Consider the following 15568-nt stretch of genomic DNA (forward strand, 5'->3'; position numbering starts at 1 on the left):
TCCTGTCAATCGGTAATCGTGGGGGATGGTGTCTGCCGGCTCAGGGGCGCGCGCCGGCCGGGGTGTCGATCAGGCTGGGCGCCGGGTTCTTCTTGAGGGCCTCGGCCACGGTCACCTGGGCCGGGCTCTGGCATTCGTCGGCCAGGCGCCGGCCCTGCTTCTGGTCCATCAGCATGGACTTGTTGGCCAACTGCAGCCAGACGGCGCCGGCCTTCGGGTCCTCGAGGCGGATCGCGCCGGTGCTGGTGGCCACCGGGTGCATGCGGTAGCGGAAGCCCTTGCCGTGCAGGTTGAAGTAGCCGGGCGACTTGGCGTCGCCCTCCACGGTGACGGAGGCGCCGAGCTCGCAGGGCAGCTGGCCGACATGCACGCGCTCGGCGATCTCGAGTTCGGCCGGGGTCAGCGCGGCCTCGGCCGCCACGATGCCGGCGGCGACCTGGTTGGTGGCGGTCTTGAGCTGCTGGCGGCTCGATGTCTGCTTGGCCGGCGCGGCGGACTTGGCCTTGGGGGCTGCCGCGGCCTTGCCGGCGGGCTTGTCGGCGGTCTGGGCCAGCGACAGCGCCGGCAGCACCAGCAGCAGGGCTGAGACGATCAGGGTCTTCATGAGGGACTCCGTTCGGCGGGAAAGGGTGGGGGCTGGAAATACGCCTGCGCCTCGTCGGGCAGGGCGCGGCCGGTCTGGTGGGCGCGCTCCAGCACCTGCCAGAAATAGCGGTAGCTGGCGCGGTCGTGCAGCTGGCCCTGGAACGAGATCGGCGCCCAGTCGGCGCGCTCGGCGGCGACGATGATCTTCGACGCCGTTTCGACTTCCTTGGCGCTGGGCGCCATGGCTTCGAGGATGGGGCGGATCTGCGCCGGGTGGATGCTCCACATGCGCGTGTAGCCGAACTCGCGCGCGGCGCGCGAGGCCGCGGCCTGCATGGCGGCGGTGTCGTTGAACTCGGTCACCACGCAGTGCGAGGGCACCTTGCCGTGGGCGTGGCAGGCCGAGGCGATCTCGAGCTTGGCGCGCACCACCAGCGGATGGCTGAACTGCCCGGCCGAGGACATGCCGTCCGACGGGATGGCGCCGCCATGGGCCGAGACGAAGTCCATCAGGCCGAAGCTCAGCGACTGCACGCGCGGGTGGGCCGCGATCTCGAAGGCGCGGTGCACCGCGGCGGGCGACTCGATCAGCACGTGCAGCGGCAGATGGTCGGCAGCGGCGGCCTTGAGCGCGTTCTCGGCGCGCAGCACGTCGTCGACCGACTCCACCTTGGGCACCATGATGTGGCTGAGCTTGTGCCCGACGTTGCCGGCGATGGTCGCGATGTCCTGCTCGAAGGCCGGATGGTCGACCGGGTGCACGCGCACCGCGACGCGGGCCTTGTCGGGCGCCAGCGTGGCCAGCGCCACCACCAGCGCCGCGTGCTCGGCCTCGCCGCCGACCGGCGCGCCGTCCTCGCAGTCCAGCGTGACGTCGAACATGCAGGCGCCGAACTCCTCGGTCATCTCGGCCTGCAGCTGCAGGCTCTTGCGCATGCGCGCCTCGACCCCGCTGTAGTGGTCGCAGACCGGGATCAGGCCCGCGCTGGCTTGGGCCCCCAGCAGGATCTCGCGCGGATGCGTCATGCGGCGGTTACCAGGCGGTTACAGCAGGTGCTTGACGCCGTCCTGCTCGCCCTGCAGCTCGGCCAGGGTCTTGTCGATGCACTGCTGGCTGAACGCGTCGATCGGCAGGCCCTCGACGAGCTTGTACTCGCCGTTCTCGGTGGTGACGGGGAAGCCGAACATCACGTCCTTGGGGATGCCGTAGTGTCCGTCCGACGGGATGCCCATGGTGACCCACTTGCCCTGGGTGCCGAGCGCCCAGTCGCGCATGTGGTCGATCGCGGCGTTGGCGGCCGAGGCGGCCGAGGACAGGCCGCGCGCGTCGATGATGGCGGCGCCGCGCTTGCCCACGGTGGGCAGGAACACGTCGGCGTTCCAGACCTGGTCGTTGATCAGGTCCTTGACGTTCTTGCCGTTTACGGTGGCGAAGCGGTAGTCGGCGTACATGGTCGGCGAGTGGTTGCCCCACACGGTCAGCTTCTCGATGTCGCCCACGGCGGTGCCGGTCTTGGCGGCGATCTGCGACAGCGCGCGGTTGTGGTCCAGGCGCAGCATGGCGGTGAAGTTCTTGCGCGGCAGGTCCGGCGCGCTCTTCATGGCGATGTAGGCGTTGGTGTTGGCGGGGTTGCCGACCACCAGCACCTTGACGTTGCGGCTGGCGACGGCGTTCAGCGCCTTGCCCTGGGCCGTGAAGATCTGGGCGTTGGCGGCCAGCAGGTCGGCGCGCTCCATGCCGGGGCCGCGCGGACGGGCACCCACGAGCAGGGCATAGTCGGCGTCCTTGAAGGCCACCATGGGGTCGCCGGCGGGAATCACGCCGGCCAGCAGCGGGAAGGCGCAGTCCTCGAGCTCCATGATCACGCCCTTGAGCGCCTTCTGGGCCTTCTCGTCGGGGATTTCGAGCAACTGCAGGATGACGGGCTGGTCCTTGCCCAGCATCTCGCCGGAGGCGATGCGGAACAGCAAGGCGTAACCGATTTGGCCAGCGGCGCCGGTGACGGCAACACGGACGGGCTTTTTGCTCATGGTGAGAACTCCAGAAGTTGGGAAAACGGGTGTCGCGGGCAGGCCCTGCGCGCACAGACGCTCGCGCCTGAAAGACAGCGCAGAAGTTTACTCGCGAAAACCCTGAACCGTCAATTTGTCTTATGTCTTATATAAGATATGATTCGCTTTGTTTCCGGTTTTTACGCCGGACTGCCCCACCATGTCCCAGACCCCGCCCTCCGCCGCTGAAAACCTGCCCGGCGGCACCGATCCCACGGTGCCCACGCCGGCCTTCAGCCCGCTGTACCAGCAGATCAAGGGGCTGATCCTGCAGAGCCTGGAGGCCGGCGAGTGGAAGCCCGGCGAGACCATCCCTAGCGAGATCGAGCTGGCGGCGCGCTTTCGCGTCAGCCAGGGCACGGTGCGCAAGGCGATCGACGAGCTGGCCGCAGAGAACCTGCTGGTGCGCCGCCAGGGCAAGGGCACCTTCGTCGCCACCCATGCCGAGCACCATGTGCAGTACCGCTTCCTCAAGCTGGTGCCGGACAACGGCGACGTCAACAGCGAAGGCCCGGCCCAGCGCGACATCGTCGACTGCAAGCGCCTGCGCGCCTCGGCCGATGTGGCGCGCGCGCTGGCGCTGCGTACCGGCGACCCGGTGCTCCAGGTGCGGCGCGTGCTGTCCTTCGCCGGCGTGCCGACCATCCTGGACGACATGTGGCTGCCCGGCGGCCCGTTCAAGGGCCTCACGGCCGAGCGCCTGGCCGACTACCACGGCCCCATGTACGCGCTGTTCGAGACCGAGTTCGGCGTGCGCATGGTGCGTGCCGAGGAGAAGATCCGCGCCGTGCTGCCCGACGCCACGCAAAGCCGCCTGCTGGCGGTGACGCCCACCACGCCCCTTTTGAGCGTGGAGCGCGTCGCCTACACCTACAACGACGTGCCGATGGAACTGCGCCGCGGCCTGTACCGCACCGACAGCCACCACTACCGCAATGCGCTCAGCTGACCTCGTCGTGCCCCGCAGCGCCTGCGGCCCGCCGAACAGGCGTCCCTTTGCTGCATTGCAATAGAATTTGCCCCGCCCTCATCCGAAAATTACCAAGCAGTTACATCCACGAAAGACCTCCAACATGACCGATCTCGCCAGGAAGCGGCCCGAATTCCGCAACATCAACGCCCTGAAGGATCTGCCCACCTACCGCCTGCCGGCGGCCGGCTGGGTGTCGATCCTGCACCGCGTGAGCGGCGCGCTCATGTTCCTGCTGATGCCCTTCATCATCTGGATGTTCGACACTTCGGTGTCCTCGGAAATCTCGTTCGCCCGCTTCAGCGCGGCCTTCAACGTCGGCCTGGGCTTCGTGCCCGGCTGGTTCGTCAAGCTGGTGGCCCTGGCCCTGATCTGGGCCTACCTGCAGCACTTCATCGCCGGCCTGCGCCACCTCTGGATGGACGTGAACCACGCGGTGAGCAAGGAATTCGGCAAGTCGTCCGCGGTCGTGACCCTGGCCCTGAGCCTGGGCCTCACGGTGGTGCTGGGCGCCAAGCTGTTCGGTCTCTACTAATTTCAAGCAGGAGCAAAGCAAATGTCCGTGAATTACGGCTCCAAGCGCACCGTCGTGGGCGCGCACTATGGCCTGCGCGACTGGCTGAGCCAGCGCGTGACCGGCGGCCTGATGGCCCTGTTCACCCTGGTCGTGCTGGCCCAGGTGATCTTCACCGCGGGCCCGATCGGCTACGACAAATGGGCCGGCATCTTCGCCGCCCAGTGGATGAAGGTGCTGACCTTCTCGATGATCGTGGCCCTGCTCTGGCACGCCTGGGTCGGCGTGCGCGACATCTGGATGGACTACGTCAAGCCCGTGGGCCTGCGCCTGGCGCTCGACATCTTCACCATCGTCTGGCTCGTCGGCTGCGCGGGTTGGGCCATTCAAGTCCTGTGGCGCCTGTGAACTGAAGGCCACCTCCCTTCGCAAGACTGACAACACCATGACCTACACCAAAGACAAGATCAGCCAGCGCAAGTTCGACGTCGTGATCATCGGCGCCGGCGGCTCCGGCATGCGCGCCTCCCTGCAACTGGCGCGCGCCGGCCTGAACGTGGCCGTGCTCTCCAAAGTGTTCCCCACCCGCTCGCACACCGTCGCGGCCCAGGGCGGCATTGGCGCCTCGCTCGGCAATATGTCGGAAGACAACTGGCACTTCCATTTCTACGACACCGTCAAGGGCTCCGACTGGCTCGGCGACCAGGACGCGATCGAATTCATGTGCCGCGAAGCGCCCAAGGTGGTCTACGAGCTCGAGCATTTCGGCATGCCGTTCGACCGCAACCCGGACGGCACGATCTACCAGCGCCCGTTCGGCGGCCACACCGCCAACTACGGCGAGAAGCCCGTGCAGCGCGCCTGCGCCGCGGCCGACCGCACCGGCCACGCCATGCTGCACACGCTCTACCAGAAGAACGTGGAAGCCAAGACCAGCTTCTTCGTCGAGTGGATGGCGCTGGACCTGATCCGCGACGCCGAAGGCGACGTGGTCGGCGTGACCGCGCTCGAGATGGAGACCGGCGACCTGCACATCCTGCAGGCCAAGACCGTGCTGCTGGCCACCGGCGGCGCGGGCCGCATCTTCGCCGCCTCGACCAACGCCTTCATCAACACCGGCGACGGCCTGGGCATGGCGGCACGCGCCGACATCCCGCTGCAGGACATGGAGTTCTGGCAGTTCCACCCCACCGGCGTGGCCGGCGCCGGCGTGCTGCTGACCGAAGGCTGCCGCGGCGAGGGCGCGATCCTGCTCAACAGCAACGGCGAGCGCTTCATGGAGCGCTACGCGCCCACGCTCAAGGACCTGGCGCCGCGCGACTTCGTCTCGCGCTCCATGGACCAGGAGATCAAGGAAGGCCGCGGCTGCGGCCCGAACAAGGACTACGTGCTGCTCAAGCTCGACCACCTGGGCGCCGAGACCATCCACAAGCGCCTGCCCTCGGTGTACGAGATCGGCGTCAACTTCGCCAACGTCGACATCACCAAGGAACCCATCCCCGTGGTGCCAACCATCCACTACCAGATGGGCGGCATCCCGACCAACATCAACGGCCAGGTGGTGGTGCAGACCGCCGGCAGCCACGCCGAGGTGGTGAACGGCCTCTATGCCGTCGGCGAATGCTCCTGCGTCAGCGTGCACGGCGCCAACCGCCTGGGCACCAACTCGCTGCTCGACCTGCTGGTGTTCGGCAAGTCGGCCGGCAACCACATCGTCGAGTTCCACAACAAGAACAAGGAGCACAAGCCGCTGCCGGCCGACGCCGCCGACCGCACCCTGGAGCGCCTGAACCGCCTGGAGTCCGCGCGCAGCGGCGAATACGCCCAGGACGTGGCGGGCGACATCCGCGCCGCGATGCAAATGCACGCCGGCGTGTTCCGCACCCAGGCCGGCATGGACGAGGGCGTGGCCAAGATCAACGCCATCCGCGCGCGCGTGGACGGCATCGGCCTCAAGGACACCTCCAAGGTGTTCAACACGGCCCGCATCGAGGCGCTGGAAGTCGAGAACCTGATCGAGGTGGCGCAGGCCACCATGGTCTCGGCTGCCGCGCGCAGGGAATGCCGCGGCGCCCACACGGTGTACGACTACGAGCGTCCGGCCGACGATCCGGTGGCGCCGCTGGGCCGCGACGACGCCAACTGGATGAAGCACACGCTGTGGCACAGCGCCAGCAACAGCCTGACCTACAAGCCCGTCAACCTCAAGCCGCTGACCGTCGAGTCGGTGCCGCCCAAGGTCCGCACCTTCTGAGCCGTCACGCAAGAGAACCCATCATGCAAAAACGCACTTTCCAGATCTACCGCTACGATCCCGACAAGGACGCCAAGCCCTACATGCAGACCATCGAGATCGAGCTCGACGGCCACGAGCGCATGCTGCTGGACGCGCTGATCAAGCTCAAGGAGCAGGACCCCAGCATCTCGTTCCGCCGCTCTTGCCGCGAAGGCGTGTGCGGCTCCGACGCGATGAACATCAACGGCAAGAACGGCCTGGCGTGCCTCACCAACATGAACACGCTCAAGGGCACCATCGTGCTCAAGCCGCTGCCCGGCCTGCCCGTGATTCGCGACCTGATCGTGGACATGACGCAGTTCTTCAAGCAGTACCACTCGATCAAGCCCTACCTGATCAACGACAACATTCCGCCCGAGAAGGAGCGCCTGCAGTCCCCCGAGGAGCGCGAGGAGCTCGACGGCCTGTACGAGTGCATCCTGTGCGCCAGCTGCTCGACCAGCTGCCCCAGCTTCTGGTGGAACCCCGACAAGTTCGTCGGTCCGGCCGGTCTGCTGCAGGCCTACCGCTTCATCGCCGACAGCCGCGACGAGGCCACCGGCGAGCGCCTGGACAACCTCGAGGACCCGTACCGCCTGTTCCGCTGCCACACCATCATGAACTGCGTGGACGTGTGCCCCAAGGGCTTGAATCCGACCAAGGCCATCGGCAAGATCAAGGAACTGATGGTGCGTCGCGCCGTCTGAGGACGCTCGCATGAACCAAGAACGCCTCGATGAACGCAGCTTGAGCAAGCTCAGGTGGCGCTGCCGCCGCGGCCTGCTCGAGAACGACCTGTTCATCGAGCGCTTCTTTGCCCGCCACGAGAGCGGTCTGACCGTGGGCCATGCCCAGGGCCTCACCGTGCTGATGGACCTGGCGGACAACGACCTGCTGGACCTGCTGCTCAGGCGCAAGGAGCCAGCGGCGGAGATCGACACAGAAGAAGTACGTGAAGTGCTGGCAATGCTCAGGAATTGACGCCTTCGGGCGCCCTCCGCAGCATCCCGCCGGAATTGTTGGGTCAACTTTTCAGGAAATCGCGAAATGAAACTTGCTGACAATAAAGCCACCCTGTCGTTCAGCAACGGCAGCCCCAGCGTCGACCTGCCGGTCTATCACGGCAGCATCGGCCCGGATGTGATCGACATCCGCAAGCTCTACGCCCAGACCGGCATGTTCACCTACGACCCGGGCTTCCTGTCCACGGCCTCCTGCCAGTCGTCCATCACCTACATCGACGGCGACAAGGGCGAGCTGCTGTACCGCGGCTACCCGATCGAGCAGATCGCCTCGCAGTGCGACTACCTCGACACCTGCTACCTGCTGCTCAAGGGCGACCTGCCCGACGCGACCCAGCGCGCCGACTTCCACAAGCTCGTGATCAACCATACCATGGTCAACGAGCAGCTGCAGTTCTTCCTGCGCGGCTTCCGCCGCGACGCCCACCCCATGGCCGTGCTGACCGGCCTGGTCGGCGCGATGTCGGCCTTCTACCACGACAGCACCGACATCAACAACCCGCAGCACCGCGACATCTCGGCCATCCGCCTGATCGCCAAGATGCCCACGCTGGTCGCCATGGCCTACAAGTACGGCATCGGCCAGCCCTACATGTACCCGCGCAACGACCTGTCCTACTCCGGCAACTTCCTGCGCATGATGTTCGGCGTGCCCTGCGAGGACTACAAGGTCAACCCGGTGCTCGAGCGCGCGCTGGACCGCATCTTCATCCTGCACGCCGACCACGAGCAGAACGCCTCCACCTCCACCGTGCGCCTGTGCGGCTCCTCTGGCACCAACCCGTTCGCGGCCATCGCGGCCGGCGTGGCCTGCCTCTGGGGCCCGGCCCACGGCGGCGCCAACGAGGCCTGCCTGAACATGCTGGAAGACATCCAGAAGATGGGCGGCGTGGCCAAGGTCGGCGAGTTCATGAACCAGGTCAAGGACAAGAACTCCGGCGTCAAGCTGATGGGCTTCGGCCACCGCGTGTACAAGAACTACGACCCGCGCGCCAAGCTGATGCAGGAGACCTGCAACGAGGTGCTGGCCGAGCTGGGCCTGGAGAAGGACCCGCTGTTCGCGCTGGCCAAGCAGCTCGAGAAGATCGCCCTGGAGGACGACTACTTCGTGCAGCGCAAGCTCTACCCGAACGTGGACTTCTACTCCGGCATCGTGCAGCGCGCCATCGGCATCCCGGTCAACCTGTTCACCGGCATCTTCGCGCTGGCCCGCACCGTGGGCTGGATCGCCCAGCTCAACGAGATGATCAGCGACCCCGAGTACAAGATCGGCCGCCCGCGCCAGCTGTTCACCGGCTCGCCGCGCCGCGACGTGCCGACCATGGCCAAGGCCTGACGGCACCCCGCCCCTCCCAGCCCGCCCGCGCCCTGCGCCGGCGGGCTTTTTTTGATCGGTCGGCGCGAAGACAGCCATCTTGCTTCACGATGGCGAAGTTATGAATTAAGGCTCAAAATACGAAGTCTTCTCCATTCGAGAAGACTTTTTATGCAGATGAAGCCCTCCGAGCGCAACTTCGCCCGCCGTATCGACCTGACCTCGCTGCAGCTGTTCGTGGCCGTCTGCGAGCTCGGCAGCATAGGCCGCGCGGCCGAGCGCGAGTTCATCGCCGCCTCGGCCGTGAGCAAGCGGCTGTCGGACCTCGAGGCCACGCTGGGCGCGCCGTTGCTGTACCGCCACACGCGCGGCGTGGACCTCACGCCGGCCGGCGAGAGCCTGCTGCACCACGCCCGCAGCGTGCTGTTCAGCCTGGAGAAGATGCAGGGCGAGCTCAGCGAGTACGCCGACGGCGTGCGCGGCCATGTGCGCGTGCACGCCAGCATCTCGGCCATCGTGCAGTTCCTGCCCGAGGACCTGGGCGCCTTCATCCGCCAGCACGGCGAGGTCAAGATCGACCTCGAGGAGCACCTGAGCAGCGAGGTGGTGCGCGCCGTACAGGAAGGCGCGGCCGATCTGGGCATCTGCAACGCCAGCGCGCAAGCCACGCCGGCCTCGGGCAATCTGCAGGCCCGCCCCTACCGCCAGGACCGCCTGGTACTGATCGTGCCGCGCGGCCACGCGCTGGCGGCCCAGGGCCCCATCCCCTTCGAGGCCAGCCTGGACTACGACCAGGTCGGCCTGCACGCCAACAGCTCGATCTACCTGGCCATGCGCCAGGCCGCCGCCCAGCAAGGGCGCACGATCAGGCTGCGCATCCACGTCACCGGCCTGGACGCCATGTGCCGCATGATCCACAACGGCCTGGGCCTGGGCGTCATGCCCCAGCGCGCCTTCGAGCTCATGCACGGCGTCGGCGACCTGGAGGCCGTGACGCTGACCGACGACTGGGCCCGGCGCCAGCTGCAGCTGGTGGCACGCGACTTCTCCAGCCTGCCCGTGACGGCGCGCCTGCTGGTCGACCACCTCGCCACCAATACCACCCCCGCATAAAATCATCGATCTGCCAAGGAAAGACCATGGGACGCACCCTCTACGACAAGATCTGGGACGAGCATGTCGTCCACACCGAGGAGGACGGCACGGCCATCCTCTACATCGACCGCCACCTGGTGCACGAGGTCACCAGCCCGCAGGCCTTCGAGGGCCTGCGCCAGGCGCACCGCAAGGTCTGGCGCGTGAGCTCGGTGGTCGCCACGGCCGACCACAACACCCCGACCACCGGCTGGGAACGCGGCTACGACGGCATCGCCGACCCGATCAGCAAGGAGCAGGTCACGACGCTGGACAAGAACATCGGCGAGTTCGGCTCGGCCGCCTACTTCCCCTTCCTGTCCAAGCGCCAGGGCATCGTGCACGTGATCGGCCCCGAGAGCGGCGCAACCCTGCCCGGCATGACCGTGGTCTGCGGCGACTCGCACACCTCGACCCACGGCGCCTTCGGCGCGCTGGCGCACGGCATAGGCACCAGCGAGGTCGAGCATGTGCTGGCCACCCAGACCCTGCTGGCCAAGAAGGCCAGGAACATGCTCGTCAAGGTGGAAGGCCAGCTGGCCCGCGGCGTGACCGCCAAGGACATCGTGCTGGCCATCATCGGCAAGATAGGCACGGCCGGCGGCACCGGCTACACCATCGAGTTCGCCGGCTCGGCGATCCGCGCCCTCAGCGTGGAAGGCCGCATGACGGTCTGCAACATGGCCATCGAGGCCGGTGCGCGCGCCGGCCTGGTCGCGGTCGACGACAAGACCATCGAGTACGTCAAGGGCCGCCCGCTCTCGCCCACCGGCGTGGAGTGGGAGCAGGCCGTGGCCTACTGGCGCGGCCTGCACTCGGATACCGATGCGAAATTCGACACCGTGGTCGAGCTGGACGCGGCGCAGATCCTCCCTCAGGTCACCTGGGGCACCTCGCCCGAGATGGTGCTGGGCATAGACGCGCGCGTGCCCGATCCCGACAAGGAAAAGGACGCCAACAAGCGCGGCGCCATGGAGCGCGCCCTGAGCTACATGGGCCTGACGCCCGGCAAGCCGCTCGCCGACATCCATGTCGACAAGGTCTTCATCGGCTCCTGCACCAACAGCCGCATCGAGGACATGCGCGAGGCCGCCGCCGTGGTCAAGAAGCTGGGCCAGAAGGTGGCCAGGAACGTCAAGCTGGCCATGGTCGTGCCCGGTTCGGGCGTGGTCAAGGAGCAGGCCGAGCGCGAGGGCCTGGACCAGATCTTCAAGGCCGCCGGCTTCGAGTGGCGCGAGCCCGGCTGCTCGATGTGCCTGGCCATGAACGCCGACCGGCTGGAGCCGGGCGAACGCTGCGCCTCGACCAGCAACCGCAACTTCGAGGGCCGTCAGGGCGCGGGTGGCCGCACCCACCTGGTGAGCCCGGCCATGGCCGCCGCGGCCGCCGTGCACGGCCATTTCGTCGATGTCCGTCAATTCGCCTGAAAGCAAGCACCATGAAGAAAGTCATCACGCTGATCACCCTCACCTTCCTGCTCGCGCTGACCGGCTGCAACACGGTGCGCGGCATCGGCCAGGACATCGGCAGCGCCGGCTCGGCCATTGAAAACGCCGCCAAGAAATAAAGCCATGAACAAGTTCACCGTGCACAAGGGCCTGGTGGCCCCGATGGACCGCGAGAACGTCGACACCGACGCCATCATCCCCAAGCAATTCCTCAAGTCGATCAAGAAGACCGGCTTCGGCCCCAACCTGTTCGACGAGTGGCGCTACCTCGACCATGGCGAACCGGGCCAGGACCCGGCCGGCCGCAAGCCCAACCCCGACTTCGTGCTCAACCAGCCGCGCTACGCCGGCGCCTCCGTCCTGCTGGCGCGCAAGAACTTCGGCTGCGGCTCCTCGCGCGAGCATGCGCCCTGGGCCATCGACCAGTACGGCTTTCGCGCCATCATCGCGCCCAGCTTCGCCGACATCTTCTTCAACAACTGCTTCAAGAACGGCCTGCTGCCCATCGTTCTGCCCGAGTCCCAGGTGGACCGGCTGTTCAACGAGGTGGCGGCCTTCCCCGGCTTCCAGCTGACCGTCGACCTGGAGCGCCAGGTGGTCATCGAGCCCCAGGGCCAGGAGATCCCCTTCGAGGTCCAGCCCTTCCGCAAGTACTGCCTGCTCAACGGCTTCGACGACATCGGCCTGACCCTGCGCCAGGCCGACAAGATCAAGGCCTATGAAGCCGAGCGCCTGGCCACCAAGCCCTGGCTGGCCCACACCATGGCGCCCTGAGCCGCCCCTCTACAACGGAACCCCTCATGAAAATCGCAGTTCTCCCCGGTGACGGCATAGGCACCGAGATCGTCGCCGAAGCGGTCAAGGTCCTCCAGGTGCTGGACCTCCAGTTCGAAATGGAGCAGGCCCTGGTCGGCGGAGCCGCCTACGAGGCGCATGGCCACCCCCTGCCCGATTCCACGCTCAAGCTCGCCAAGGAGGCCGACGCCGTGCTGTTCGGCGCCGTCGGCGACTGGAAGTACGACAAGCTCGACCGTCCGCTGCGCCCCGAACAGGCCATCCTGGGCCTGCGCAAGAACCTGGGCCTGTTCGCCAACTTCCGCCCGGCCATCTGCTACGAGCAGCTGGTCGGCGCCTCCAGCCTCAAGCCCGAGCTGATCGCCGGCCTGGACATCCTGATCATCCGCGAGCTCACCGGCGACATCTACTTCGGCCAGCCGCGCGGCCGCCGCACCGCGGTGGACGGCCATTTCCCCGGCGCCGAGGAAGCCTTCGACACCATGCGCTACAGCCGGCCCGAGATCGAGCGCATCGCCCATGTCGCCTTCCAGGCCGCGCGCAAGCGCGGCAAGAAGCTCACCAGCGTGGACAAGGCCAACGTGCTCGAGACCTTCCAGTTCTGGAAGGACGTGGTGACCGAGGTGCACAAGGACTACCCCGACGTAGCGCTCGAGCACATGTACGTGGACAACGCGGCCATGCAACTGGTCAAGGCGCCCAAGAAGTTCGACGTGGTGGTCACCGGCAACATGTTCGGCGACATCCTCTCGGACGAGGCCGCCATGCTCACGGGATCGATCGGCATGCTGCCCTCGGCCTCGCTCAATTCGGCCAGCCAGGGCCTGTACGAGCCCAGCCACGGCAGCGCGCCCGACATCGCGGGCAAGGGAGTGGCCAACCCGCTGGCGACGATACTGTCCGCCGCCATGATGCTCCGCTTCTCCCTCAACCAGCCCGAAGCCGCCGACCGCATTGAAACCGCGGTCAAGCAGGTGCTCGCCTCGGGCCTGCGCACGGCGGACATCTGGTCGGAAGGCGCTACCCGGGTCGGCACCCGCGAAATGGGCGATGCCGTGGTCAAGGCGCTGGGCTGACCCGGCTCAGGCCCTTGCCCAAGACAAGAAGGCAGCCCGAAGGGCTGCCTTCTTGTTTGAACCTGTCCCAACCAACGCCTCAGCAGTTGCCCTTCTTCGCTTGTCCAGGGGGGCAGAACTGTCCGTGCCCGCCGGGTACGCCCACGCGCACGGGATCGATGACAACCGACCCGGAGGGCGTGTACACGGCGCAGCCGCTCAGGGCCATGGCGAGCAGGAGGGAAGCGAAGGTGACTCTCATGAGAGGGGAACTCGTCTTGTGGAGAAGCGCGATTCTAGAGGAGGGTGGACCGCTAGCGGCCACCTGCCGCATCGAGGCTACCGTGCAGAAGGTGACTGATCGGCCGCCGGCCCTTGCCAAGAACGCGAAGGCAGCCAGAGACAGTACGCGGGGCCACTTCCGCTACAATTCCAGCCCATGTTTGCCGCCCGCCCGTTCACCCTGAACATGACGCCTGCCACCCCGGCAGGCGTGGCCGTGCGCGCGATCACCATCAAAACCACGACCATTAAGGGCTGATCCAGCCTGGTTCGTCGTGCGCCCTCCCCGGCCAGACGAGCCGGGAAACAGCTTGGTCTGGCACTGTTTCTAACTTTGAAAGGGCATTGACATGACGAAACTCGTAGGACTGGTGGGCTGGCGCGGCATGGTCGGCTCCGTGCTGATGCACCGCATGCAGGCGGAAGGCGACTTCGGCCTCATCGAGCCGGTGTTCTTCTCCACCTCCAACGCCGGCGGCCAGGCGCCGTCCATGGCCAGGAACGAATCCCGGCTGCAGGACGCGTTCAGCATCGAGGCGCTCAAGCGCTGCGACGTCATCCTCACCGCCCAGGGCGGCGACTACACCACCGAGGTGTTCCCCAAGCTGCGCGCCGCCGGCTGGAACGGCCACTGGATCGACGCCGCCTCCACGCTGCGCATGAAGGACGACGCGGTCATCGTGCTCGACCCGGTCAACCTGCCCGTGATCAAGAACGCCCTGGCCAAGGGCGGCAGGAACTGGATCGGCGGCAACTGCACGGTCAGCTGCATGCTGATGGGCGTGGGCGCGCTCTACAAGGCCGGTCTGGTCGAGTGGATGAGCACCCAGACCTACCAGGCCGCCTCCGGCGGCGGCGCCCAGCACATGCGCGAGCTGCTGGCCCAGTTCGGCACGCTGAACCACGAGGTGCGCGACCTGCTGGCCGACCCCATGAGCGCCATCCTCGACATCGACCGCAAGGTCATCGAAAAGCAGCGCACGCTGGAAGATGCCGAGAAGGCCAATTTCGGCGTGCCGCTGGGCGGCTCGCTGATCCCCTGGATCGACAAGGACCTGGGCAACGGCATGAGCCGCGAAGAATGGAAGGGCATGGCCGAGACCAACAAGATCCTTGGCCAGGGCGAGGGCTTGGCCAACGCCGCCGTGCCGGTGGACGGCTACTGCGTGCGCATCGGCGCCATGCGCTGCCACAGCCAGGCCCTGACCTTCAAGCTCAAGAAGGACGTGCCCGTGGCCGACATCGAGGCCATGATCGCAGCCGACAACCAATGGGTGAAGGTCGTCCCCAACAACCGCGAGGCCACCATGCAGGACCTGACCCCGGTGGCCGTGACCGGCACGCTGACCATCCCGGTCGGCCGCATCCGCAAGATGGCCATGGGCCCCGAGTACCTGGGCGCCTTCACCATCGGCGACCAGCTGCTGTGGGGCGCGGCCGAGCCGCTGCGCCGCATGCTGCGCATCCTGCTGGAGGCCTGATCCCCACGCACACGGGTTGTGACACACAGTTACAACCCGTTGTCGCCGGACAACATGCAGAACGGCTGCAAGGCCCCTGCGCGGCCGTGGCCGAAGGTTAAGCATCGTCTCAGCTTGTCAGCCTAAGCCATTGCTGCTACCTTCAATTTTCAGTTTTTCTATGCCGAGGCACACGGGCGCACGATGAAAAGAAAATGGCTGGCCAACACCGCAGGGAAGGGGCATGAATTGAGGAATAAACGAGCACCCCGGGCCATGGGCCTGGTCACTGCCGCGGTCCTTGCCGGCCTGGCCTGCCCTCCCGACGCCCAGGCCCTGGCCCTGGGGCGAGTCATCGTGCACTCGGCCCTGGGCGACCCGCTGCGGGCAGAGATCGAGATTCCGCAGATCAGCGCCGAGGAATCGGCCAGCCTGCAGGTGGGCCTGGGTTCGCCCGAGGCCTTCCAATCCGCCGGGCTGGACTACAACCCGGCACTGGCCGGCGTGCAGATCAGCCTGCAGCGCCACCCCGACGGGCGCCACTACCTGCGCCTGACCAGCAGCCGGCCCATGCTCGAGCCCTTCCTCGACGTGGTGATCAGCACCCAATGGTCCTCGGGCCGGCTGCTGGTCAGGCGCAGGTAGTGGCGCCCGTCGGGGT

General features: G+C 66.9%; 17 protein-coding genes. 14 read left to right on the plus strand and 3 right to left on the minus strand.

Annotated features, from left to right (window positions below; translation table 11 throughout):
- Positions 1 to 40: 40 nt before the first annotated feature.
- From FFS10_RS14570 to FFS10_RS14580, 3 genes are read right to left on the minus strand one after another with little or no spacing between them, the layout of a single operon-like run.
- Positions 41 to 604, minus strand: coding sequence for a hypothetical protein (locus FFS10_RS14570; RefSeq protein WP_137895195.1), 564 nt, complete (start codon positions 602 to 604; stop codon positions 41 to 43).
- The gene (locus FFS10_RS14575; protein ID WP_137895196.1) at positions 601 to 1611 is read right to left on the minus strand and encodes an HpcH/HpaI aldolase/citrate lyase family protein; all 1011 of its coding nucleotides are present in this window, start codon (positions 1609 to 1611) and stop codon (positions 601 to 603) included. The genes FFS10_RS14570 and FFS10_RS14575 overlap by 4 nt, the downstream gene beginning before the upstream one ends.
- Positions 1612 to 1629: 18 nt before the next feature.
- A complete protein-coding gene (locus FFS10_RS14580; RefSeq protein WP_137895197.1) occupies positions 1630 to 2616 on the minus strand; it encodes a malate dehydrogenase in 987 nt (328 codons plus the stop codon).
- Between the two features lie 181 nt (positions 2617 to 2797).
- On the opposite strand from FFS10_RS14580, the gene FFS10_RS14585 reads away from it, so the two are divergent.
- From FFS10_RS14585 to FFS10_RS14650, 14 genes are all read left to right on the plus strand, one after another.
- On the plus strand, positions 2798 to 3586 hold the full coding sequence (locus tag FFS10_RS14585; protein WP_137895198.1) for a GntR family transcriptional regulator: 789 nt from the start codon (positions 2798 to 2800) through the stop codon (positions 3584 to 3586).
- A 124-nt stretch (positions 3587 to 3710) separates the two neighbouring features.
- The gene (sdhC, locus tag FFS10_RS14590; RefSeq protein WP_137895199.1) at positions 3711 to 4142 is read left to right on the plus strand and encodes a succinate dehydrogenase, cytochrome b556 subunit; all 432 of its coding nucleotides are present in this window, start codon (positions 3711 to 3713) and stop codon (positions 4140 to 4142) included.
- A 21-nt stretch (positions 4143 to 4163) separates the two neighbouring features.
- A complete protein-coding gene (sdhD, locus tag FFS10_RS14595) occupies positions 4164 to 4529 on the plus strand; it encodes a succinate dehydrogenase, hydrophobic membrane anchor protein (RefSeq protein WP_137895200.1) in 366 nt (121 codons plus the stop codon).
- Between the two features lie 37 nt (positions 4530 to 4566).
- The gene (gene sdhA / locus FFS10_RS14600) at positions 4567 to 6375 is read left to right on the plus strand and encodes a succinate dehydrogenase flavoprotein subunit (RefSeq protein ID WP_137895201.1); all 1809 of its coding nucleotides are present in this window, start codon (positions 4567 to 4569) and stop codon (positions 6373 to 6375) included.
- Positions 6376 to 6398: 23 nt separating this feature from the next.
- Positions 6399 to 7103 carry a succinate dehydrogenase iron-sulfur subunit gene (locus tag FFS10_RS14605; RefSeq protein ID WP_137895202.1) on the plus strand — a complete coding sequence of 235 codons (705 nt, stop codon included), beginning with the start codon at positions 6399 to 6401 and terminating at the stop codon, positions 7101 to 7103.
- Positions 7104 to 7113: 10 nt separating this feature from the next.
- A complete protein-coding gene (locus FFS10_RS14610; protein WP_137895203.1) occupies positions 7114 to 7377 on the plus strand; it encodes an FAD assembly factor SdhE in 264 nt (87 codons plus the stop codon).
- A gap of 66 nt (positions 7378 to 7443) precedes the next feature.
- Positions 7444 to 8754 carry a citrate synthase gene (locus FFS10_RS14615; protein ID WP_137895204.1) on the plus strand — a complete coding sequence of 437 codons (1311 nt, stop codon included), beginning with the start codon at positions 7444 to 7446 and terminating at the stop codon, positions 8752 to 8754.
- A gap of 156 nt (positions 8755 to 8910) precedes the next feature.
- On the plus strand, positions 8911 to 9846 hold the full coding sequence (locus FFS10_RS14620; RefSeq protein WP_137895213.1) for a LysR family transcriptional regulator: 936 nt from the start codon (positions 8911 to 8913) through the stop codon (positions 9844 to 9846).
- Between the two features lie 26 nt (positions 9847 to 9872).
- Positions 9873 to 11294: a 3-isopropylmalate dehydratase large subunit gene (leuC, locus tag FFS10_RS14625; RefSeq protein ID WP_137895205.1), complete on the plus strand. Its 1422-nt coding sequence runs from the start codon at positions 9873 to 9875 to the stop codon at positions 11292 to 11294.
- An 11-nt stretch (positions 11295 to 11305) separates the two neighbouring features.
- Positions 11306 to 11434 carry an entericidin A/B family lipoprotein gene (locus FFS10_RS14630; protein ID WP_137895206.1) on the plus strand — a complete coding sequence of 43 codons (129 nt, stop codon included), beginning with the start codon at positions 11306 to 11308 and terminating at the stop codon, positions 11432 to 11434.
- A 4-nt stretch (positions 11435 to 11438) separates the two neighbouring features.
- Entirely contained in the window at positions 11439 to 12089 is a 651-nt protein-coding gene (gene leuD / locus FFS10_RS14635; RefSeq protein WP_137895207.1) for a 3-isopropylmalate dehydratase small subunit, read from the plus strand.
- A gap of 26 nt (positions 12090 to 12115) precedes the next feature.
- Positions 12116 to 13186, plus strand: coding sequence for a 3-isopropylmalate dehydrogenase (gene leuB / locus FFS10_RS14640; RefSeq protein ID WP_137895208.1), 1071 nt, complete (start codon positions 12116 to 12118; stop codon positions 13184 to 13186).
- 611 nt (positions 13187 to 13797) lie between these two features.
- Positions 13798 to 14928 (plus strand): aspartate-semialdehyde dehydrogenase, encoded by a 1131-nt coding sequence (gene asd, locus FFS10_RS14645; protein ID WP_137895209.1) that lies wholly within the window; start codon positions 13798 to 13800, stop codon positions 14926 to 14928.
- Positions 14929 to 15183: 255 nt separating this feature from the next.
- Positions 15184 to 15552: a type IV pilus assembly protein FimV gene (locus FFS10_RS14650; RefSeq protein ID WP_137895210.1), complete on the plus strand. Its 369-nt coding sequence runs from the start codon at positions 15184 to 15186 to the stop codon at positions 15550 to 15552.
- Positions 15553 to 15568 lie beyond the last annotated feature (16 nt).

The organism is Ramlibacter sp. 2FC, from assembly GCF_005503345.1.
In the GTDB taxonomy this organism is placed as follows: domain Bacteria; phylum Pseudomonadota; class Gammaproteobacteria; order Burkholderiales; family Burkholderiaceae_C; genus SCMQ01.